Genomic DNA, 23,137 nt, shown 5'->3' with positions numbered 1-23,137 from the left:
CACGCAAATGACTGCCTCCAGCAAAGTTAATTCAAACGCTTTCAACTTCATGGGCCATCTGCAACATGCCGTCGACACCCGCACCGGTCAGTACACCGTGTCGGTCGAGATGCACGAGCTCAAGAGCAACCGGCTCTGCGGGCCAGCCGTACCCCTGCAGTTGCAGTTCAACCCGCTGAACCTCGGCGACTCGGGGTTCGGCCTGGGCTGGAACCTCAACCTGTCGCAATACACCCCCGGCGACCGGATGCTGGCCCTGAGCACCGGCGAGACGTTCAAGGTCACCGGCAGCGGCCCGCAACCGGTAATCAAGGAGAAGAAACTCGACAGCTTTCATTTCTACGACCAGGGCAACGACAGCTATCGCGTGGTCCACAAGTCCGGTCTGGTGGAACTACTGCGCACCGGCGGCAGCGCCGACAACCGGGTGGCCCTGCCAGTGCAGATGCTCGCCCCTTCGGGCCATTCGGTCAGCCTGACCTATCTGCCGTTTCGCGGCGGCCAGCGGCTGGAAACCGTCAGCGATGCCTATGGCACGCTGCTGCGCATCGAACGCGACGCCAATGACACCTTCGTCAGGTTTCACCTGCACCCCGGCAGCGGGCCGGACGGCGGACCGCTGGCAACGTTCGAGATGAAACTGGACGGCGGCGGGCGCGTCACGGCCATCGTGTTGCCCACCGAGGACCAGGCGTCCTGGCGCTTCCAGTACGAGACATTGTTCGACGTCCTGTGTCTGACCGAGGTACAGACTCCGGTAGGCGGTCGGGAAACCATCGAGTACCTGGACGGCGGCCATCGCTATCCGGGCGTGGCCCGCGATCCGCTGCCGCGCGTCACCCGGCATCGCGTCTACCCCGGCTTCGAGCAACCGGTGGTCGAGGTCACCTACAGCTACACCGACCATAATTTCCTGGGCAACGGCGCGCCCATCGGCTGGGACGACGACGGTCTGGACAACCTGTACAAGGCGCCGGCCGATTATGAGTATGGTTCGGTGGCGAGCTTGAATGCCGGCGGCCGGACGGTCCGGTCCGTGGTTCGCACGTTCAACCGCTTTCACCTGCAAACCGAAGAAGTCACTACACAAGGCGATTGCGTACAGCGGGCCAGCACCCAGTACCACGACGAAAACGTGCCATTCGACCAGCAGCCGCCGCAGTTCCAGCTGCCCAGGATCGCGACCAGGGAATGGCGCTTGAAGAGCGACCCGACCCGCTTGCGGTCCGTGCAAGAGCGCACTGCTTTCGACGAACATGGGAACATGACCGAAAAGGTGACCGCCGATGGCCTGCGGGAAACCTACAGTTGGTACAGCAAGGATGGGGAAGACGGTTGCCCGCCCGACCCGCATGGCTTCGTGCGCTGGCAGAAAGAGAAGGTATCTTACCCCGCCGCGGATGCTCGCGGGCAGGCTCCCACCTTGTATACGCGCTACACCTATCAGGCATTGCCCGCTCTGGACGTCGCCGGCAGCGAAGACTGGCAGGTCATATCCGAAGAGACTATCTCCGACAGTGAGGATCCGGCGGTCACACCTTTGCGTGTACTGAAGACCGCTTATCTAGACCAACCGGATGACCTCTGGCTGCACGGGCGGCTAACCAGCGTCACCGAGTCGCTTGGCACGTTCACTGAGGTCACCCGTTACACCTACAACCCGGTGCACAGCCGCCTGGCGGGGGAAGATGTCTGTCAGACGGTCGCAACCCTCACCGGTTTCGATGGTTGTCAAAAGAGCATGGCGAGCGAGCAGTCGACAATGACTGGAAATATCAGGCTCAGCGAAGATCCCAGCGGAGTGGCGGTCAAGCAGGATTATGACGCTCTCGGTCGGCTGATCCGGGAAACGGTCGCGCCCGGCAGCGAATACGAAGCAACCCGCAGCTTCAGCTACCGCCTGACCTCGCTACACGGCCAGCAGGCTGGTCAGGAAATCACTGATGTCACGGGCGTCACGACCCGTACATTGCTGGACGGGATGCGTCGCGTGATCGGCGAAGAACGGCTGGACACGGATGAGAACAACGCCTGGCGCCGAACCTATGAGGCACGCTACGACACCGAAGGCCAGCTTGTGGAGGCTACTCAATACGACTGGCTCCAGGACCGGGAGCTGGCGCTGTCCACGGGTTACGAATACGACGATTGGGGGCAGGAATACAAAATCACGCGCCCCGACGGTGTCAGCACTGTTACCGAAGTATCACCTTTCGGACTGCGTGGCCGCGTTCAACGTGTATGGCAAGAACGTGCCAGCGCACCCGGCGTCAAGAGCGGCGTGAGCATTACGCAGTTCAATGCGTTCGAAAAACCCGACTCCGTCGTCCGCGAGGATGACCTCGGAAACGTCGCAGGGTCGTTGCATTACGCCTATGACGGCCGAGGACATTGCGTCGAGCAGGAACAACGGCTGAGCGACCTGACACGGGTCACCGGGTATGAATACGATGTCTGGGAGCGCATGTCCGATACCGTCCTGCCTGACCTGACCATGATCAGCCGCGCATTCGCCGAGCACAGCGCTCAGGAATTGCCCGTCAGCCTGACGGTGACCCCCGCTAATCAAGCGCAATCGGTCAGGGTGCTTGGCAATCAGTCATTCGATAGCCTGGGACGCCTGACCAGTCTCAAGGTCGGCCCCCGCACCGAGCAGTATCACTATCAAGGGGAAGCACTGCAGGTCGGCCAGCGCATTACGCCTTCCAACAAGGTCTTCGATTACACCTATACGCTGGAACTCACCGAACAGCCGCGGTCGATCACGCCCGCGGGCGACCCCGACCGCAAGGTGGAGTACACCTACGACAGCCAGACGGCATTGATCACTGGTACCGGAAAAACCGCTGCCGAACCGGAAGTTCAATATCTGTACGACAGTTTCGGCTATCTGCGCCAGGAAGCGCGCAGCGACTCGGGCAAGCGGCGTGAAACCGATTATCTCAATTCACTGCGCGGCCGCCCGTTATCGGAAAAAACCACTGACGGGCTTGAAACCGGATACGAGTACGATGCTTTCGGTCGCACCTCCACTATTACCCAGGGCAAACTGAGCACCACATTGCACTATGACGACTGGGGCCGGTTGAGCTGGAGCGAAGCGCGCGTTATCGACAGCAGCGCCAGCCTGATTACCGTCATGGAATACGACTCGCTGAACCGCGAACTCAAGCGCACATTGACCCTGCCCGGCCAGCCGGAACGTGTCATCACTCAGACGTGGTACGACGATGATCAGTTGCACACACGAGATCTGTGGGTTAGCGGTCAAAGCGTGTGCAAGGAAACATTCACGTATGACCCGCGCGGGCGCCTTGAACACTACAGCTGTGAAGGCACGCAGCTGCCTGCGGACGCCAAGGGTAATTCGCTGACAGAGCAGATCTTCGTGTTCGACGCGCTGGACAATGTCGAAATGTGCTTGAGCCGGTACGAAGATGGCACCCGGGACATGGCACGCTTCACTTATGCCCCTCACGATCCCTGCCAAATGGTGCAGGTGTCCCACACGCACCCCAGCTACCCGGCGACCATCGATTTCAGCTATGACGATGATGGCCACATGCTCAACGACGAGCACGGCAACCGCCTGCGCTACAACGATCAGGGCCGCTTGATCGAGGTCAGGAACGCAGCCAACGATGCGTCGGTCATGACCTGTCGCTATGATGGGCATGATGACCTGATGGCGGTACGCAACGGCGTCGAGAGCGAGACCTTGCGCTTTTACCAGGGCTATCGGCTCAGCCGAACAGTGCAGGACGACGTGCTGACCCAGTCTCTGCATCAAGGCGACACGCCCGTCGGACAACAGCAGCCCGGTGATGAAGCGCAAGCGCTGCTCCTGTTGACCGATGCCGGAGGTAGCGTGATCGGCGAATGCCACAGCGATGGCGTGCTGCATGACCGGCATTACAGCCCTTACGGCGAGCAGGCGGACGATCTGCTGCGCACCCTGGCGGCTTATAACGGTGAACATCGGGAAAGCTTGGGCTGGTATCTGCTGGGTCGCGGTTACCGCGCCTACAACCCAAGCCTGATGCGTTTTCACAGCCCGGATTCGCTAAGCCCCTTCGGGGCCGGGGGCATCAACCCATACATGTACTGCAGCGGCAACCCGATCAATTTCAGAGACCCGACCGGGCATCGCAGCGGTGAGCGGGATCGTCCGGGTGGGGACCTGCCGGATTATCAGGACCCCATCGAACAGCCGAAGGATGGCGGCTGGCTAAAATGGTTAGGGGTAGGACTGGCGGTCGTGGCATTGGTCGGCACCGCGTTCTTAGTGCCCTGGACCGGCGGCCTATCGCTGGGGCTGGTCGTGGGTGTGGTCGGGTTGGCGCTACAGGTTGCCGGCATTGGTCTTCAGGTGGCGGGCGTCGTCAAGAACGACCCCAATCTCCAAGGCGCAGGCTATGCTGTAGGCGCTGTAGGCGGTCTGGTGACAGCGCTGGGCCCGATGGGTGCAAGTAAATTTCAAGCGTGGCGTGCCGGCAGGGCTGCGAAGGCAACGGGATTAAGTGGCCCGCGGTCGGTCGGTACTAACACCGGGGACCATATCCCCCGAGCCACCCTCGGCGGCGGGAGCCCCCCAGTGCCGGCTAAGTCCGCAGACATAGCCGGTTCGGTCAGGAGCACAGCCAGCAGCAGTGGGTATGACGCCCCTATCACGCCCAGGACCAGTATTACCGGTTCTGCTGGAAACGGAGCGAGCGGCCGTATCAGCATTCCGTCGGGGCCGGAGCCTCAGGTTGCTCAACCGCCAGCGCCGCCAGCACCTACCGTAAACGGACCAGCCACCCGGTCAAATGGCTGGGTCACCGGCCAGAAGTGGGCCCAAAACCCTAAGGGTGGATGGTCAGAGGCGGGAGGCGTCGCGCCCATCCCGCTTTGACGTTTCGAGCGCTGTCGCCTCTGCATCAAAGGGCGGTGATGACACCGCCCTGCCCTTTGGCTATTTACGGCATATCCACCCACCCCGTCACCGCTCCACGCCCCTCATCAACCCGATCAGATCCGAGCGGGGTTTCCGGCTTCGGCTCGTAATGGCCCGGCTGGCAGCACGCTATGCGCCGCTACGCTTGGCGATGGTCTGAAGGACCAAACATCGTCACAACGCGTTCCAGGTCCCGGAGTCATCAAGGTGAATGCTTTGGATGGACACGGCCGAGTGGCGCTCCGCTCGTTCGCGAAGCGCCACTCGGTTATGGACGAGCCGCTCCAACCACTAACCTCCGGACCGGCGCTGATAGACAGAATGTCCTGGAGCGGCAACGCCTGCTAACAAGGCCTGATCGGACAGGTGCCCTCTCCAGGCAACGTAAGCGATACACGCTCATTCGCGACCTGGGAATCGATAGGCGTTCCGCCAATCTCGACGGTGTACCGGGCTACGATCCTTCCATTTACGATCGGCAGTACGTGGTCGGCATAGGGCTGGATCCTGAGCGTAACCCCCGAAGCCGCCTCTCCTGGCTGCAGCGTGTAGTTCAACGAGAACTCGGTACCTGAGACGGGATTACCGGTGTTATCGAAGCCCTGGCTGTCGAGCCGAATCTCATCGCCGTCCTTCAGGTGAGTGCTGTTGCCTGGAATGTGTACTGGCAACGCCTGGGTATCGCAATCCAAAGAGCTGCAGTTGATTATGTTGACGTCAGGATCGATGGTCGGAAAGGTGGGCTTGTCCAGATCGATGGTCACGATATCGACATCCACAGGCGTCGTGGGCGAGCGCTGGTAGTTGACGCTGTCCTTGCCACGAATGATGTAGGTCATAGGCAGTGCACCATCGTTACCGCCTGCCAGCAAGTCTTCCCAGGCGATGTTGAACTCAATGTCATACCCTTCGGTTTGCCCATTGACGGTGAACTGATCCACCACAACGTCTCGCCAATACAACTCGATGATCTCTTCGTTGACCGGGGACTCATGAAGCAGCACGTTCGCTTTTGCCGGCTGGCCCTTGTCCGCGACGGTCAGCTTGTCACGCTGGCCCGTGGAGCTGGTCAAATGCACCGCAGGCAAGTCAGGGTTGACCGGATCCGGCTCGTCGGGGTTGACCGGGCCGACAAACGACAGGTCGACTTCCACGTCCTTGAACAATGCCCCTGCCTCGGGGAAAGCCAAGGGCCCGCGCCAGGCCTGATAACTCACGCGTACGGTTTGTGCGGCCGGGCCGTTAAAATCATATCCATTTTTGAGCGTGGACCAGGGCACACTAATCCTGAGCGGGAAATGGGGGGCGGGTCCTGGTTTTAACTCGGGGAGAGGCGTCGCTCCCCAGATCGCTTTGATTGTGACTTTATCCGGACCTGTAAATGCCGGAATCTCGACCTCGACAGGTGCCAGTGCATCGAGACGACTGATCGGGGCGAGAGGGACCACGGGCTGCTGGAGCCCGCCTGGCATGACGCCAAGCTGCACGTCGACTTCGGCGGGAGCGGAAATATCACTGAAATTGCCCGCTCTGTCGTTGAGCCAATACAGGATGTGGTTCTTGCCGTCCGCCCGTTGCTGTATTGCCGAGCCAGGGATGTGAATCTGCAAATCGTCTGGTACGTCGATAGGCCCGACGACGGGAACGACGTCGATGTCTTCGGGTATGTCCAGCCCCAGGTAAACGCTCACCTGGTCGCCGCGCGCCTTGTCGAGGTAGCCAGGCAGCGTACAAACCAGTTCATTTTCGTTCTCCGCCAGATACTGGTCAGTCACCACATCAACGGGGACGATGATGTCGGCTGGCGTGGCCGGGTGCCCGGGGTTGTAGTAAGGCGGCTGCCTGTCAACGATTATCGGGGTAGGACTGGAAAAACTGGGGTTGTTGTTCCACGCGTGGACCGTGTACTTCAGCAAGTAGGTGCCTTGGGCGGGGATATCGGCCTGTGGGATTTCAATCGGAGTCGGAAACGCATCAGGGTCGAACGGATAGGTGTAACGCCTACTGGTTATATATTTAGGTACTCCGTCGCCATCCTCCAGGCGCAGCTCCACTGTGTCCGTATCATCGGTGGAGGCGCCTTCTGATGACCATTGCGGGATCTTTACCACAAGATCAGCCTGCAATGCCTGCGCAGGAAGTAATCCGTCATAGTCCGCAATTGCCACCGGAACAAGTGGCGCGGGCAACGAGGGCCCCTGGCGGCCCTTGTTCGCTGTGTTCACTCGCGCCATTCTTGCCGCTTGCCTGGCATCGGCGTCCTGCTGCATATTTTGTGAAATCATCGTTGAATCTCCTTCCCTGTGATTCGTTTGTAGAAGACTGCCAGCATCCATGCGACCTCGGTGACTTCCGCCGGGTACGGGCACAGGTCATTGTAAAGAGCCGGGCGGGAGCCGGGCACTGGCAAAACCGACTGGCAGCCTTTTGCCATCACACCCACCCCATAAACTCAGCCCATAAAAAAGGGAAGCCTGAGCTTCCCTTCACACGTCGGTGTGCTACCAGCTGTAGCGCAGGCCCACGTTAGCCCCCCAGGGTTGTTCGAGCTTGTCGCCATTGCTGTACTCAAAATCGGCGTGCAGTTGCAGACGGTCCGACATCGACACTGCGATACCCGCGCCCAGCTCGCCCCGAGAGCCGGACAAATCGTTATTGAACACGTTGTTATTGACTTCCACGTCATTATTTTTGGCAAACTCATGGACATAAGCGGCACGCACATAAGGCTGCGCTACTGTGCCTTCGCCCAGATCGAAGTTTCGCCCTGCGGTCGTACCCAGTTTGCCCAGCAGCGAACGGGTACGGTCGCCTTCGGCCTGCATACCGTTGTCCAGCGCGTAGTCCTTGCCCTGTATGACCACGCCCGACAACTGCGCATAGGGTTCCAGGAAATAATCGTCGCCCAGTTTGATGTGTTTGCCGAACTCCGCGGAAGCGCCCGCGCCATAGTTATCGTAGTCGCCTTTGGATTCGGTACCGTCGCTCATGCTGACATCGGCCTCATTACGGAATCGGTTGAACTTGAGCACGCCATCGAAATAGTACCCAGTGTTCTGATCCAGCCAGGTCGTGTAGGCGCCAAGATAATAGCTGTTCACCTTACCGGACGTGCCGCGATCAAGGTCCAGGTCCGACTTGCTGTAGCCTCCCAGCAGCCCCACCAGCCACTGTCCGTCGCCTGACGGCAGGGGCGCGTCGGCACCGAAAGACAGGCCTTGCTGGGTTTGTTGATAGCCGACACCGGACGCGGCCTTGGCGTCGAACTTGTTGCCGTAGGCACGAATCCAGCCACCCGGCTGCGCGCCGCTGATGCGCAGCTCGCCCATGCGACTGCGCAAAGTCGAGAGTTCGCCGTACCACACGGTCGGAGCGGTGTTGAACAGGGCCAGCACTGCACTGGCGCCGGGAGTGACCTTGCCGCTGTTGACCAGGTACCAGTCATTGCCGCTCTGACTGAGCTCATAAGTGTACGTGCCCATGTCCACCGGACCGTTGAGCAGGGAAAATTGCGCGTCACCCGCCGCCGTATGCACCACGTGCAGGGAGGAATCGGCGACAGGGTCCGCGCCGGTGGCACCTACCAGCAACGAATGACTGCCGGTGGCGGTACCGGTCACGTCGAGGAAATCGACCGTGCCCTGGGAAAAATCGGCGTCCATGAGAAAAGTGCCGTTACCCGAAAGATTTTCCACCGACAGCCGGTAAAACGCATCGGGCGCGCCCATCTTGATCGCACCGCCTGCCATGGTCAGGTTGGCGACCGACGAGTCCTCCACCATTACCCACTGCGCAGCGCTATTGACCGCAAGGTTGCCCACGTTTTCGAGACGGCCGGTCAGCACCGAGCTGTTGGCGAGCGTGACGCTTGCGTTACTTCCTGCTTCAGCGATCACGTCGCCGGTCATGCGTGCCTGGTCGAAGGCGAAGGCCGCCTGACCACCATTACGAACCAGAAGATTACCGCTCAGCTCGCTGTTGCCCACATTCATGGCGACATTGGTGTTATCGACGTCCACCATCACGCCGTTACCGCCGGTAAGAGTCGAACCGTTGAGCACATTGATCACGGATGGATCGACCCCGCTCCCCGACCCCCTCGCCCAGATGGCCGGGCCTGTCTGACCCGTCACACTAGTGCCGTCCAGCGTCAGCGAGTGCGCCCGGTAGCCGGGGCCGGCCCAGCGCAGGAGGACACCGTTCTGTACACCCGATATCTGACTGCCCGTCACAGTCACTGTCGAGCCGAAATCTTCCAGACCGACCCCGTTCTGACCTGTACCGCTCAGCGTACTGCCGCTGATCTTCAGCACATTGTATCCGGACGTCGACACGGCTCGGGAGGTGCCACTGATCGTGCTGTTGGTTACCGTTACGTCGTTGCCATTGGCCGGATCGCCGTCTCGCAGAAACAACACCAGGCCTCTTTCCGCCCCACTTATAGTGACACCCGCCAGCGTCGCGGTTGAACTTTCGTTGATTCCCATCGCCTCCGGGGCGCCGGTCCCGTCCACGAAAGTGCCGGTAAAGTTCAACGTGGAACGCGTGGCAGTGACGAATCCTGTCCTGGCATTGTTGGCATTGAGCGTCCCGTTGTTGCGCACCACCCAGTTATTGACCGGACTATTGGACGTTACCGTCGCCTCTCGATTATCGACGATCTGGGTGAAATCAGCGGAGAACGCGTATGACGGGGAAATCAGAAAGAAAGAAGCGATGGAGGTACGACGCAGCAAGCGCGCCAGCGGGTTCAATACAAAGCCATTCGAAGGGTTCATTCATAGTCCTGCCAGTTATTAAGAAGTCTGCGGCCAGTTTTTACGCGCGGCCTATCAGACGGTCGCGGAAGACTAGCAATCTTCAATCTAACTCTCTGTAGGAAACGTCCCACGAAATTGTAGTACCTGTCTTACTCGGACAAAGTGCAATAAACCTCGGGATCCAATCAATTAGTAACAACAAATCCTCAAATCAATACTCACGAGCATAAAGTTGGCAAATTTTTGCTTTTAACTTGAACGGATATAGCGGTTTGCGCTTATCGCAGTGATCGATACCTGTCTGATTCATCTAAAGAGCGCACTCTTCTCACCGCGCCACTAGGAGGCCGGACGTACGCCGCATTACAATTGGCGGCTTGATCCTGACTGACATGCACCGATGCCTATCTGCTCGCTATCCCCATTGCCTTATGCGCTTGTTCCGGCCGACCTTTTTGCCCGAGTCCGGCATGCGCCTGGCGCCATTCTGCTGGACAGCGGGCGGCCCGGAGCCCTGCGGGGCAGGTTCGATATCGTCAGCGCGTGGCCTTTGCAGCAGTGGCTGGCCGCCCCCGGTGAAACCGGCCACGAGTATTTCCAGAGTCTCCGCGCCGGGCTGGCACGACTGGGCCAGGCACGGCTACCCAGGGACAGTGAATTGCCCTTCGCCGGTGGCGTGCTGGGCTATCTGGCTTATGATTTCGGACGCCGGCTGGAGCAGCAGCCTGACAAGGCTGCTGACGATCTGCGCTTGCCCGACGCCTGCATCGGGCTTTATGCCTGGGCAGTCATCACCGATCACCAAGCGCAGACGACCCAGCTGATGTGCCATCCTTCGCTGGCGTCCGGGGAGGCTCGGCGTCTACTTGAGCTATTCACTCGGCCCGCGGGCGACGACCCTGCCGAGTTCCACTTGACGTCAGCGTTCCACGCCGACACCGCCCGCGACGACTACCGCATGGCCTTCGAGCGCATCCAGGCCTACATTCAGGCCGGCGATTGCTATCAGGTCAACTTTGCCCAGCGCTTCCAGGCCGAGTGCGAGGGCGATCCGTGGGCCGCGTACTGCGCGTTGCGAGCGGCCTGCCCCACGCCCTTTTCGGGCTATATGTCGTTGCCCGATGGCGGCGCGATTCTGAGCCTGTCGCCGGAGCGTTTCGTCAAGGTCAGCGAGGGCCATGTCGAAACGCGCCCGATCAAGGGTACTCGTCCACGGGGACGCGACTCGGTTCAAGACGCCGCCTACGCGCAAGAGCTGCTGTCCAGCCCCAAGGATCGCGCCGAAAACCTGATGATCGTGGACCTTTTGCGCAACGACATGGGCCGCAACTGCAAGATCGGCTCGGTGAAAGTCCCAGAGCTGTTCAGTCTGGAGAGCTACCCCAACGTGCACCACCTAGTGAGCAGCGTGACCGGCGAGCTGGCGCAGGATCGCGATGCGCTGGACCTGATCGCCGGCAGTTTTCCTGGCGGTTCGATCACCGGCGCGCCCAAGATCCGGGCCATGCAGATCATTGACGAGCTGGAGCCTACGCGACGCGGTCTGTATTGCGGGTCGTTGATGTACATGGACGTGCGCGGAGAAATGGACAGCTCTATTGCCATCCGCAGCCTGCTGGTCAAGGACGGTCGCATTTCCTGCTGGGGCGGCGGCGGCATCGTGGCCGACTCGGACTGCGAGGCCGAATATCAGGAGACCTTTACTAAAGTCAGGGTGTTGATGGAAACACTCGAAGGGTTGTAGAGCTCGATTCTGTTGGTGTCTGCGAGGACGTCTTCGCCAGCAAGCTGGTTCCTACACGATCGCGGCGCAGCTCACTCACCTGTAGGAGCCAGCTCGCTGGCGAAGGCTGCTGACACAATAGAAAGCACGGATTTGTTACCATAGCCGTCACTACGAGCGCTTGAAGCGCCAATCTGTATTAGGAAGCCGCCTGATGAGCCAACCCTTCGACGTCGCTGAACTTGCGGCGACGTACGCCAACAAGTCCGCCCAGGACATTCTGAAACTGGCCTTCGAACACTTCGGCGACGATCTCTGGATCTCGTTCAGCGGAGCCGAAGACGTAGTGCTGGTGGACATGGCCTGGAAACTCAACAAGAACGTCAAGGTGTTCAGCCTGGACACCGGCCGCCTGCATCCTGAGACCTACCGGTTTATCGAGCAGGTGCGTGATCACTACAAGATCGACATCGAGATCATGACGCCCGACCAGCGTCTGCTCGAACCTATGGTCAAGGAAAAAGGCTTGTTCAGTTTCTACCGCGACGGTCACGGCGAGTGCTGCGGCATCCGCAAGATCGAGCCGCTGCGCCGCAAGTTGTCGGGTGTAAAAGCCTGGGCGACCGGCCAGCGCCGCGACCAGAGCCCCGGCACCCGCAGTGCGGTGGCGGTACTGGAAGTGGACGCCGCGTTCTCCACGCCGGAAAACACCCTTTACAAGTTCAACCCGCTGGCGCAGATGACCAGCGAGGAAGTCTGGGGTTACATCCGCATGCTTGAACTGCCATACAACAGCCTGCACGAGCGCGGTTTCATCAGTATCGGCTGCGAGCCCTGCACGCGTCCGGTGCTGCCGAATCAGCATGAACGTGAAGGTCGCTGGTGGTGGGAAGAGTCGACGCAGAAGGAATGCGGGCTGCACGCAGGCAATCTGATTGCGCGTCAGGGCTGACTGCAAGCTGCAAGCTGCAGCGTACGCTTTAGCTTGCAGCTTGTAGCTTGCAACTTACAGCTGCTCTCTAATGCACCGGCAGTTCAACGTCCTGGAACAGCTCTTCCAGTTCCTGTCGATTATGGCAATGGATCGCCTTGGCCATGACTTCACGGGTCAGGTGCGGGGCGAATTTCTCGATGAAGTCGCACATGAAGCCGCGCAGGAAGGTCCCGCGACGGAAAGCAATTTTGGTGACACTGGATTCGAACAGTTCGCTGGCATCGAGAATCACCAGATCGCTGTCCAATTCCTCGTCCACCGCCATCCTGGCGACGATACCCACTCCCAGATTCAGCCGCACATAAGTCTTGATCACGTCCGCGTCGGCGGCGGTGAACACGACCTTGGGCACCAGGCCCCGATGACTGAACGCTTCATCAAGCTTGGAACGGCCGGTGAACCCGAACACGTAGGTCACGATCGGGTATTCGGCGAGCAGTTCCAGCGTCAACTTCGGCACCTTGGTCAGGGGATGACCCTGAGGGACCACGACGCAACGGTTCCAGCGATAACACGGCATCATGACCAGATCCCCGAACTGCTCCAGCGCCTCGGTGGCGATGGCGAAGTCCACGGTCCCGTCAGCCGCCATTTCGGCGATCTGCATGGGCGAGCCCTGATGCATGTGCAGCGCAACGTCCGGATATTGCTTGATGAAATTACTGATCACAGGCGGCAAGGCATAGCGCGCCTGCGTGTGAGTGGTGGCAATCGATAATGTGCCCTTCTTCTCGTTGGAGAATTCCTGGGCTATTTGCTTGATGCTTTCGACCTTGCGCAAAATCTCACCGGCCGTGGTGATGATGCGCTCGCCTGCCGGCGTGACCCGGGTCAGGTGCTTGCCGCTGCGGGCAAAGACTTCGACGCCCAGCTCGTCTTCGAGCAAGCGGATCTGCTTGCTGATGCCGGGCTGAGAGGTGTAGAGGCTTTGTGCCGTCGCGGAAACGTTGAGGTCGTGGTGCGCCACTTCCCAAATGTAGCGCAGTTGTTGGAGCTTCATATGTATCCCTCAAAGCAGATAAACCCTAGGGGCATCAGCGACGGTATATAACTGGATTAATGGTGCGATGAATACTGCTAGAACTTTTTATCACCTTTAAGAGGCGATTACACGCTCGTTTTCATAAAAAAGCACCACTGGCCGATCCGCCGCCTTACCCTCGCCCTCTGTTCTGCATCATGGGCACCATGTAGACCGGTACTTCGGAAAGCTGTAAAACCCTGGCGGCCGTACGACCAATCGACTCGCCTTCTTTCGCCTGGTGGGTATGACTACCCACAACCAGCAAATCCACAGCCAGCTCTCGGGCCTGCTCAAGAATCACACTGGAAGGTTCTCCCTGAACGACTCGCACTGTGCGGATGAAAGACAGATCCTTGTTGCCTTCACCCAGTTCTTCACGAAACCCGTCTAGCATCCGTTGCTCTATTCCATCCATGAACGCACCTACGCCTCTGCTATGGAGATCGTGCCAGGCATCCTCGCCCAGATAGCTCTGCAGCACCGATTCGGCGAACAGACCCATGGGTTCAACAACGTGAATGACATAGAGTTCGGCACTGAAAGTGCGGGCCAGAGCCAGCGCATGCTGCGTGACATAAGGCTCGTACAGACCGAGATCTGTGGCATACAGCATTGAACGAATCATACGACCTCCCGGACTGCCAACATGGCGGAGACTGATTGAGCTTAGCAGCGCGTCAAACACCGGGCTCGCAAGGAAGTTGCGCTCCGTCTCATTCAGGATATTAATTAGTGGCTGGGCCGGGTTCGACCAGCAGCGGAAATGGCATGAGAGCGGGCCGTTTGTGTACGTTCAAGGCAGGTCGTCCGGCGTTTCGCTCAGGGCGCGCCGCACCGAGACGTTCAGCTCGCCCTGGATCAATGGCGCGCGGATCGCACCATGAAACTCGCCGTCACGTATCACGAACAGCGCCGGCAGATGGAAAACCTCGTAGCGCTGCACCGCACCGCCGCTTTCTTGCGCGTCCACCCAGCAAAGCCGATCGACGATCAGGTCCAGGCGCGGCAAGTGCTCGCGGGCCCACCGGCAGCTGGCGCAGCCCGCGCTGGTAAAGATCAGCAGCGAAGTGCCGGGGAGCTCAAGCAACTGGTGGTCAATATCGAAGTCGGTCAACTGCAACTGATCCAAGAATTCACCCTCAATGATGGCCGTACACTATCCTTGCCCTGAACGCCGGTTGCAAATCGAGCTTCATGATCGCGACCGCGCCCGTAGTCCCCGCGCCACGGCCCGTATCCCGACCCGCGTTTGCCCATTGTCGAAACACGGGTTAACGCGCTAAGGTTCGGCTCCCCGCTGCGCTCAAACCTGCCGGGCACCGCCGCAAGGGGTTGCCGTTGGCGCCCCGTATCCGTGACATGATGAGTAACACGATGGCTGATTTACCGATTAACGACCTGAACGTCGCTTCCAACGAGACGCTGATCACGCCTGATCAGCTCAAGCGCGAGATCCCGCTTACCGATGCTGCGCTGCATACCGTCAGCAAGGGTCGCGAAGTGATCCGCAACATCCTCGACGGCAACGATCACCGCCTGTTCATCGTGATCGGACCCTGCTCGATCCACGACCTTAAGGCTGCCAAAGAATATGCCGAGCGCCTCAAGGCACTGGCCGCCGAAGTCTCCGATACGCTGTATCTGGTCATGCGCGTGTATTTCGAAAAGCCGCGTACCACCGTCGGCTGGAAAGGCCTGATCAACGACCCATATCTGGATGACTCCTTCAAGATCCAGGATGGCTTGCACATCGGACGTCAACTGTTGCTGGACCTGGCTGAAATGGGCTTGCCCACCGCAACCGAAGCCCTGGACCCGATTTCTCCGCAATACCTCCAGGACCTGATCAGCTGGTCGGCCATCGGCGCCCGCACCACCGAGTCCCAGACCCATCGGGAAATGGCATCCGGGTTGTCCTCCGCGGTTGGCTTCAAGAACGGCACCGACGGCGGCCTGACCGTCGCCATCAACGCCCTGCAGTCGGTCTCCAGCCCGCACCGGTTCCTGGGCATCAACCAGGAAGGCGGCGTGTCGATCGTGACCACCAAGGGCAACGCCTATGGCCATGTGGTGCTGCGCGGCGGCAACGGCAAGCCCAACTATGATTCGGTGAGCGTCGCTCTGTGCGAGCAGGCGCTGAACAAGGCCGGTATCCGCCCCAATATCATGGTCGACTGCAGTCACGCCAACTCCAACAAGGACCCTGCCCTGCAACCGCTGGTCATGGAAAACGTCGCCAACCAGATTCTGGAAGGCAACAATTCCATCATCGGCCTGATGGTTGAAAGCCATTTGAACTGGGGTTGCCAGGCCATTCCCAAGGATCTGTCGGAGCTTCAGTACGGCGTGTCGATCACCGATGCTTGCATCGACTGGGAAAGCACCGAAACTACCCTGCGCAGCATGCACGCCAAGCTTAAGGACGTGTTGCCCAAGCGCAAGCGCGGCTGACCGGTCCCTGCAATGAAAAACGCCGGGCATTAGCCCGGCGTTTTTCATGGTGTCTGGATGTTCTGAATCAGATTTTCTGGCTCAGATCTTCGCGGCCTGGCGTTGATGACGTTCCATGTAACGCTCCACGTAAGAGCAGGAAGGAATCACGGTGTAGCCTATGCTGTCGGCGTAATCCAGGGCGCGTTTGGTCAGCGCCGCCGCTATGCCTTTACCCCGCAGCGCATCGGGAACAAACGTCCGATAGAAATCCAGGGTCTGCTTACCCAGGTCCATGTAAGTCAGGTAGGCACGGTGCCCGTCTATGTTGACTTCGAACTGATGGCCGGTCTGATCATGGTGGATGGACAACGCCTCGCTCATCGCTACTCCTCGCGGGTCTTGGAATTGGACCCCTACCTTACCGATCTTTTCCCGGCGAAGGAACATCTACGCCACCCCGTGCCTGTTTTGACACCGAGAAGAGCATGGCTGATCTCCAATCAAGAGCACCTGTGAATAGTAGGCGTCATTAGTGAATATGCTCAAGCGGCGCAAGCATAAAAAGGCACGACCGAACATCTGATCAGCAAGGCTGTTGAACCAGATCGCTGCGCATGTTGTCGATTGAAACGCCTGCAAAGAGTGCAAGCCACTGCAGTTTTCCGGATCCGTCGGTGTGTCGCGGCACAGGGGCGGTACGAAGGCGTTACATCGGGCACGCGTTGCCGCGCATGGAACCGCCATCGCCCGGACTGCAAGGGCTGGCAACCCGCAAGGGCTTGGGGCTCACGTAGTGGTCAGGCGTGTATCCAGGATGGTTGCGGCAAGGTGGATAGTTTTTAGACAGACTGCATGAGAAGTAACGCGGAACTCTTTCAAACCCAAGAAATTTGTTCACTTCTTGCGCTTCGTCAGTTTACTTACTACAAACAATGGGTACTATGTACGCCGGTCATTTTCTCAGTTTCGAGAGGTGACTAACATGAAGAATAAGTCCTTGAAGGGGAACACGATGAACAACGTTCTGAAATTCTCTGCTCTGGCTCTGGCCGCAGTTCTGGCCACCGGTTGCAGCAGCGTCTCCAAAGAAACCGAAGCTCGTCTGACAGCTACCGAAGACGCAGCAGCTCGTTCGCAAGCTCGTGCCGATGAAGCCTACCGCAAGGCTGACGAAGCTCTGGCTGCTGCTCAAAAAGCTCAGCAAACTGCTGACGAAGCCAACGAGCGCGCTCTGCGCATGTTGGACAAGGCTAGCCGCAAGTAATCCCCCGGGATTATCTAAGCCGATCCGCTTGTGCGGGTCGGCTTTTTTTTGCCTGCTGGAAACGCAGCTAAAGGCACCTGACATCCCCATGGGAGCCAACTGTCTTTCATTACCCTCTGATGAGCCCGGTCACTCCTGCAAAATGAGCCCTCACATCGTCAGCCCGGACACCGCCAATCGCGACGTTGGTGCAGGCCGAGTGGAGGTGTCGCGGAGCCGGGGAGCGAGGCAGGACGCCGAGCCAGCGCCGCAGGGCCAGGGACGGCCCATCGGCGCGGCCCGGTGGAGCGACGCCGGAAGGAGGGGACCCCGAAGGGGCCCAACCCGGAGCAGTGGCTTTGGTTACTTTGGCCGAAAACCAAAGTGACGCGCCGTAAAGGCGCAAAGCGATCTCAAGCCCGACGCTTAGCCAGTAACAGCGCATACAAGACTGAATGCAGATCCGAATGCTGCATAACGGCCACTACCGGTTTCGCCTTTACGGCGACCCCCTTTTGTTTTGGCAAAAGGGGGGAAAACCATTTGCTCCTGGTTCCGGCCCCTTCGGGGTTCCCTCCCTCCGGCGCTGCTACGGGGGCCGCGCCGATGGGCCGTCCCTGGCCCTACGGCGCTAACTCGCCATCCATGGCTCGTTTCCCCCAGCGCAACGCCTCCGCTCGGCCTGCACAAGTCGCGTTTTGCGCCGCCTGCAAGATAGCGCAGGAGCAGCCGCACGGTCGTCCTTCGGACGGCGATCCGGCGGGCGGCGATCCGTTTGTCCGCCAAGCCGTCGCAAAAAAGTCTTACTGAAACATCACCGGCGCATCGCTCGCCGTGGTAGCCGCAGCCGGCACCGCGATCTCCACCGGCATGCCGTCTTCGGCCGCCACCACGTCACGCACCAGATCCCAGTTCATACGCAGGTTGTTGGCCAGATCTTCACGCTTGAGCAGCGCATTGATGACCGCAGTGTGCTTGTCGACCACCGACGGGTTGCCCAGATCGTCCAGCGGGGTGTGGGCTTCGAGGTACACCTTGCCGCCACTGATGCCGAACTTGTAAGGCTCGCTGATGATACGCACGGTGGTGCCCACCGGTGCCATGTCGGCCAGCTCAAGGACGTTGTTGTTGTACATGCGGAAACAGCCATGGCTGGTGCGCATGCCGATCCCGAACTTTTTGTTCGAGCCATGAATCAGGTACCCGGACAGGCCCAGGCCGAACTTGAACGGCCCCAGCGGGTTGTCCGGGCCGGCGGGTACGACGTTGGGCAGCGGGTCGCCGTCAGCGGCGTGCTCGGCCTTGATCGACGCTGGCGGAGTCCAGGTCGGATTCGGCGTCTTGGCGGTGATCTTTGTCACGCCGATGGGCGATCCCCAGCCTTCGCGCCCGACGCCCAGCGGATAGGTGTGTACGACGTTCTGACCCTTGGGGTAGTAGTACATGCGGTATTCGGACAGGTTGATGACGATCCCTTCCCGCGGACCCGGCGGAAGGATGAAACGGGTCGGCAGCACGATGTCCTTGCCCGCACCGGGCAGCCAGGGGTCGACGCCGGGGTTGGCAGCGATCATTTCCAGATAGCCCAGGTCGTACTGGGTGCCGAGGTCGGCGAAGGTGTCTTCGTATTTCGCCTTGACCACCTGCACCTCGCCGATGATGTCCTCACCCGGTGGCGGCAACGGGAATTCCAGAGCATTGACAGAGCCCGCCGCACACAAAGCAGCAAGCGACAGACAGCGGGTAACGGCTGGAAGGCGCGACAACATCCTGGGAAATCCTTCGGGTAAGCGGGGAAATGGGAAAGATTCGAAGTGTACACCGCCGCCGCATGATCGGGGAGATCGACCCTACAGCTCCGGCCAGATCGGGTTCATGCCGCGTCGCTGGGCGTCGAGGATCGCCTTGCACAATGGACACAGACGCTCGTCGCGCATCGCCTGCGGTTCGACCGAGGTCAGTTGCGGTTGCGCCGGCAGCAGCGTCCCGCACAACGTACGGTCGACCGAGCCGCCCAGTTCCAGTTGACGCGCGATCACATGCACCCGGATTTCCTGGCAAGCGAACAGGTCGAGCTGTTCGTCAGGCTCGAGTAATTGATAGGCGTAAAGGGACCAGGCGGGACGCGGCATGGGGGGCTCCAGATCGGGGGCGCCACCTTATCCGAAAGCCCCCGCCCGGAAAAGCCTCAAAGCAGCGGTTTCAGGGCCGGCCAGACATTTTCCAGCAACTTGTCCTGTGCCGCCGCAGCCGGGTGAAGCCCGTCGGGTTGCATCAGCTCCGGCACGCCGCCCACCCCTTCCAGGAAAAACGGTACCCACGGCACCTGTTTCTCTTCGGCCAAGGTGCTGTAGACCTCCTCGAAGGCCTTGGTGTAGCGCGGCCCGTAGTTGGGCGGAATGCGCATACCCAACAAAAGCACCTTGGCACCGGCCCCACGGGCAGCGTCGATCATCGAAGAAAGGTTTTGTTGCAATTGGGCCGGCTGCTGTCCGCGCAGGCCATCATTACCGCCCAATTCGAGGATCACCAGCTCCGGCTTATGCTCTGCAAGCAGCGCGGGCAGCCGCGCCTGGCCTCCGGCGCTGGTGTCGCCGCTGATGGACGCATTGACCACCTTGTCGTCGTATCCTTCCTTTCGCAGACGCTCGTGCAGCTTGCTGACCCAACCCACACGGGTATCCAGCCCGAAAGCCGCGCTGATACTATCCCCAACGATCAACACCGTGCCCGCCACTGCGCCCTGTGACAGCAGCAGCAACCCCAGGCCAGCACTTAAAAACCACGCACGCATCGGATTCTCCATGAGTGAAAGTATTCTCAGTGCCCAAAGCCTCAGTAAAGTAGTCCCCAGCACCGAAGGTGACCTGACTATCCTGCACGAACTCTCCCTGGAACTGAACAAGGGCGACACTTTGGCCATCGTCGGCGCTTCAGGTTCCGGCAAATCCACGCTGCTGGGCCTGCTCGCCGGCCTCGACTTGCCCAGTGCAGGTGCTGTCACTTTGTCGGGGCGCAACCTCAGCCAGCTCGATGAAGACCAGCGCGCCAGGGTGCGGGCAGAACATGTCGGCTTCGTGTTCCAGTCGTTCCAGTTGCTCGACAGCCTCAACGCTCTGGAAAACGTGATGCTGCCAATGGAGCTGGAGGGCCGCAAGGACGCTCGCGAACGGGCCCGCACCCTGCTCGAACGCGTGGGCCTGGGCAAACGCCTGACCCACACGCCGCGTCAGTTGTCTGGTGGCGAACAGCAACGCGTCGCCATTGCGCGCGCATTCGCCGCCGACCCCGACGTGCTGTTCGCCGACGAGCCCACGGGCAATCTGGACAGCCACACCGGCGAGCGCATCAGCGATCTGTTGTTCGAGCTGAACAAGGAACGTCAGACCACGTTGGTTCTGGTGACCCACGACGAGCGCCTGGCCCACCGCTGCCGCCGTCTGATTCGTCTTGAAGGGGGCCGACTGGTTGCCCCTCTGGAGCCTTGATGGCACGCCTGCCCTTCCTTCGACTGCTGAGCCTGGCGGGTCGCCAATTAATGCGCGACGCCCGCGCCGGTGAATTGCGCGTACTGTTCTTCGCCCTGCTGGTAGCCGTCGCCGCGAGCACCGCCATCGGGTACTTCGGAGCACGCCTGAACGGCGCCATGATGCTGCGCGCCACTGAGTTTCTCGGCGCTGATCTGATTCTAGAAGGCTCAAGCCCTGCGCGTGCCGAACAGGTCGAGGCGGGAGAACAACTCAAGCTCGACCACGCGCGCATCGTAATCTTTTCCAGCGTGATCGCTACCGACAAAGGCATCCAGCTGGCCAGCGTCAAGGCCGTAGACGACGCCTACCCGCTACGTGGCGAGCTGAAAAGCGCGCCCGACCTGTATCAGACCGAGCAGGCTGGCAGCGGACCGAAACCCGGTGACGCCTGGGCGGAGGCCCGGTTGTTCGCGGCGGTGGACCTCAAGGTCGGCGACGACATCGACGTCGGCGCCAAAACCCTCAAGCTGACCCGCGTGCTGACCTACGAGCCGGACCGCGCCGGCAACTTCTACAGCCTGACGCCCCGGGTGATGATCAACCAGCAGGACCTGGCCGCCACCAACGTGGTGCAGCCCGGCAGCCGGGTCACTTACCGGGAAATGTGGAGCGGATCGCCCGAAATCCTTGCCTCGTATCGCAAGAGTGTCGAGCCGGGGCTTGAACCGCATCAGGAAATCAAAGACGCCCGCGATGGCAGCCAACAGATTGGCGGCGCGCTGGGCAAGGCCGAACGTTACCTGAACATGGCGAGTCTGGTTGCTGTGCTGCTGGCCGGTGTGGCGGTGGCCCTGTCAGCGGCGCGCTTCGCCGCCCGGCGCTACGATGCCAGCGCTTTGCTGCGCTGCCTTGGCCTTTCTCGCGGCGAGGCGCTGACGCTGTTCAGCCTGCAACTGGCGATCATCGGGCTGCTCGCCAGCCTGAGCGGCGCGGCGCTGGGCTGGGTCGCGCAGCTGGGCCTGTTCGCTCTGTTGCAGAACTTGCTGCCCGCTACCGTTCCGCCTGGCGGCCTGCTTCCGGCTCTGGCCGGCATGGGCACCGGACTGGTAGCGCTCGCCGGCTTCGCACTGCCGCCGCTGGCCGCTCTGGGTCGGGTGCCGCCATTGCGCGTGCTGCGCCGTGACATGCTGCCGATTCCCGCCAGTTCATGGCTGGTATACGGCGCAGCCCTGTTTGCACTCGGCCTGATCATGTGGCGTCTGAGCCTGGATCTGATGCTGACCTTCGCCCTGCTGGGCGGCGGTGTGGTTGCGGCGCTGTTGCTCGGCAGCCTGTTGCTGGCAGGCCTCAACAGCCTGCGCCGTCTGTTGTCCGGCGCTTCCCTGCCGTGGCGTCTGGGCCTGGGTCAATTGCTGCGCTACCCGCTGGCCGCTGCCGGACAGTCATTGGCCTTCGGCCTGATCCTGCTGTCGATGGGCTTGATCGCGCTGCTGCGGGGCGAGTTGCTCGACACCTGGCAGAACCAGCTGCCCAAGGACGCGCCGAACTATTTCGTGCTCAATGTGCTGCCTTCGGACAAGGAAAACTTCGCGCAGACCCTGAGCCGGATTTCCACTCACGCCGCCCCGCTCTACCCCGTAGTGCCCGGTCGCCTGACCAGCATTAACGGTGAGCCGGTGGGTCAGTTCGTGGTTAAGGATTCGCGCGGCGAAAATGCGACACGTCGTGACCTGAGTCTGACCTGGGCCGCCGACCTTCCCGAAGGCAACACCCTGACTGCCGGGCAGTGGTGGCAGGCTCCCGGCGCGCAACAGCCAGCAGACGCTGCACCCGGTGTTTCCATCGAAACCGAGCTGGCCGAGAGTCTGCAGATCAAGCTGGGCGACCGTCTCGGGTTCATCGTTGGCGGCATGACCCGTGAGGCGGTGGTCACCAGTCTGCGAGACGTCAATTGGGACACCTTCCAGCCCAACTTTTTCATGATCTTCCAGCCGGGCACTCTGGCTGATCTGCCAACCACTTACCTGACCAGCTTCTATTTGCCGGCAGGTCAGGACCGGCAGATCGTCGAGCTGTCCAGGGCTTTCCCGGCGATCAGCATTCTGGGCGTCGAAGCGCTGCTGGCGCAGGTGCGCAGCATTCTGGATCAGGTGACGCTGGCGGTGCAGTTCGTGTTGCTGTTCGTGCTGGCGGCGGGTATCGCGGTGCTCTTTTCGGGTCTGCAGGCCACGCTTGACGAACGCATCCGCCAGGGTGCGCTGTTGCGTGCGCTTGGCGCTGAACGAGCGCTGCTGATCAAGTCGCGGCGGATCGAGTTCGGTCTGCTCGGCGCGGCCAGCGGATTGCTGGCAGCACTGGGTTGCGAGCTGGTGAGCTTCGTCCTGTATCGCTACGCTTTCTCGCTGGCGTGGACACCGCATCCGTGGTTGCTTCTGTTGCCGGTAATCGGGGCCTTGCTGGTCGGCGGCGCTGGCGTATTCGGTACCCGGCGAGCACTGAACACCAGCCCGTTGACGGTATTGCGCGAGGGATGAAAGGACAGCGTGATCGGCTC

General features: G+C 60.5%; 16 protein-coding genes. 7 read left to right on the top strand and 9 right to left on the bottom strand.

From position 1 onward, the window contains the following. The first annotated feature begins 7 nt into the window (after positions 1-7). Complete coding sequence (locus J3P77_RS08970) at positions 8-4,894, top strand: RHS repeat-associated core domain-containing protein (protein ID WP_434681193.1); 4,887 nt, start codon at positions 8-10, stop codon at positions 4,892-4,894. Positions 4,895-5,280: 386 nt separating this feature from the next. On the opposite strand, the gene J3P77_RS08965 is transcribed toward J3P77_RS08970, so the two are convergent. Both J3P77_RS08965 and J3P77_RS08960 read right to left on the bottom strand, forming a co-directional pair. Next, complete coding sequence (locus tag J3P77_RS08965) at positions 5,281-7,221, bottom strand: hypothetical protein (RefSeq protein ID WP_434681191.1); 1,941 nt, start codon at positions 7,219-7,221, stop codon at positions 5,281-5,283. A gap of 216 nt (positions 7,222-7,437) precedes the next feature. Next, positions 7,438-9,714 carry an autotransporter outer membrane beta-barrel domain-containing protein gene (locus J3P77_RS08960; RefSeq protein WP_434681190.1) on the bottom strand — a complete coding sequence of 759 codons (2,277 nt, stop codon included), beginning with the start codon at positions 9,712-9,714 and terminating at the stop codon, positions 7,438-7,440. A 382-nt stretch (positions 9,715-10,096) separates the two neighbouring features. Here J3P77_RS08960 and pabB point away from each other — a divergent pair, with 382 nt between their 5' ends. Next, positions 10,097-11,440: an aminodeoxychorismate synthase component I gene (pabB, locus tag J3P77_RS08955; RefSeq protein ID WP_434681189.1), complete on the top strand. Its 1,344-nt coding sequence runs from the start codon at positions 10,097-10,099 to the stop codon at positions 11,438-11,440. A 193-nt stretch (positions 11,441-11,633) separates the two neighbouring features. Beyond that, on the top strand, positions 11,634-12,371 hold the full coding sequence (locus J3P77_RS08950; RefSeq protein ID WP_434681188.1) for a phosphoadenylyl-sulfate reductase: 738 nt from the start codon (positions 11,634-11,636) through the stop codon (positions 12,369-12,371). 67 nt (positions 12,372-12,438) lie between these two features. Here the strand turns inward: J3P77_RS08950 and cysB are convergent, their stop codons facing one another. The 3 genes from cysB to J3P77_RS08935 form a co-directional block, all read right to left on the bottom strand. Next, a complete protein-coding gene (cysB, locus tag J3P77_RS08945; protein WP_434681187.1) occupies positions 12,439-13,413 on the bottom strand; it encodes an HTH-type transcriptional regulator CysB in 975 nt (324 codons plus the stop codon). A gap of 154 nt (positions 13,414-13,567) precedes the next feature. Further along, entirely contained in the window at positions 13,568-14,062 is a 495-nt protein-coding gene (locus tag J3P77_RS08940; RefSeq protein WP_434681186.1) for a universal stress protein, read from the bottom strand. A 168-nt stretch (positions 14,063-14,230) separates the two neighbouring features. Further along, positions 14,231-14,566: a thioredoxin family protein gene (locus J3P77_RS08935; protein WP_434681185.1), complete on the bottom strand. Its 336-nt coding sequence runs from the start codon at positions 14,564-14,566 to the stop codon at positions 14,231-14,233. Between the two features lie 245 nt (positions 14,567-14,811). Here J3P77_RS08935 and J3P77_RS08930 point away from each other — a divergent pair, with 245 nt between their 5' ends. Then, a complete protein-coding gene (locus tag J3P77_RS08930; protein ID WP_434681184.1) occupies positions 14,812-15,888 on the top strand; it encodes a 3-deoxy-7-phosphoheptulonate synthase in 1,077 nt (358 codons plus the stop codon). A gap of 81 nt (positions 15,889-15,969) precedes the next feature. Here the strand turns inward: J3P77_RS08930 and J3P77_RS08925 are convergent, their stop codons facing one another. Continuing rightward, positions 15,970-16,251 (bottom strand): GNAT family N-acetyltransferase, encoded by a 282-nt coding sequence (locus J3P77_RS08925; RefSeq protein ID WP_434681183.1) that lies wholly within the window; start codon positions 16,249-16,251, stop codon positions 15,970-15,972. Positions 16,252-16,882: 631 nt separating this feature from the next. Here J3P77_RS08925 and oprI point away from each other — a divergent pair. Then, a complete protein-coding gene (gene oprI, locus J3P77_RS08920; protein WP_002553018.1) occupies positions 16,883-17,134 on the top strand; it encodes an outer membrane lipoprotei OprI in 252 nt (83 codons plus the stop codon). Between the two features lie 782 nt (positions 17,135-17,916). Here oprI and J3P77_RS08915 read toward each other — a convergent pair. The 3 genes from J3P77_RS08915 to J3P77_RS08905 all read right to left on the bottom strand — a co-directional run bounded on the left by J3P77_RS08915 (position 17,917) and on the right by J3P77_RS08905 (position 19,907). After that, positions 17,917-18,882, bottom strand: a complete 966-nt coding sequence (locus tag J3P77_RS08915) for a L,D-transpeptidase family protein (RefSeq protein ID WP_434681181.1) — start codon at positions 18,880-18,882, stop codon at positions 17,917-17,919. Positions 18,883-18,963: 81 nt separating this feature from the next. Next, positions 18,964-19,245, bottom strand: a complete 282-nt coding sequence (locus tag J3P77_RS08910; protein ID WP_434681180.1) for a hypothetical protein — start codon at positions 19,243-19,245, stop codon at positions 18,964-18,966. A gap of 56 nt (positions 19,246-19,301) precedes the next feature. Beyond that, on the bottom strand, positions 19,302-19,907 hold the full coding sequence (locus J3P77_RS08905) for an arylesterase (protein WP_434681934.1): 606 nt from the start codon (positions 19,905-19,907) through the stop codon (positions 19,302-19,304). Positions 19,908-19,917: 10 nt separating this feature from the next. On the opposite strand from J3P77_RS08905, the gene J3P77_RS08900 reads away from it, so the two are divergent. After that, positions 19,918-20,601 carry an ABC transporter ATP-binding protein gene (locus J3P77_RS08900; RefSeq protein ID WP_434681179.1) on the top strand — a complete coding sequence of 228 codons (684 nt, stop codon included), beginning with the start codon at positions 19,918-19,920 and terminating at the stop codon, positions 20,599-20,601. Further along, positions 20,601-23,117 carry an ABC transporter permease gene (locus tag J3P77_RS08895; RefSeq protein WP_434681177.1) on the top strand — a complete coding sequence of 839 codons (2,517 nt, stop codon included), beginning with the start codon at positions 20,601-20,603 and terminating at the stop codon, positions 23,115-23,117. Before J3P77_RS08900 ends, J3P77_RS08895 begins: the two co-directional genes overlap by 1 nt. Positions 23,118-23,137 lie beyond the last annotated feature (20 nt).

It is taken from the genome of Pseudomonas sp. R1-18 (assembly GCF_051132095.1).
Taxonomy (GTDB): Bacteria; Pseudomonadota; Gammaproteobacteria; order Pseudomonadales; family Pseudomonadaceae; genus Aquipseudomonas.
Note: the sequence above shows the minus strand (reverse complement) of the source record. Positions and strands in the feature narration are given on the sequence as shown.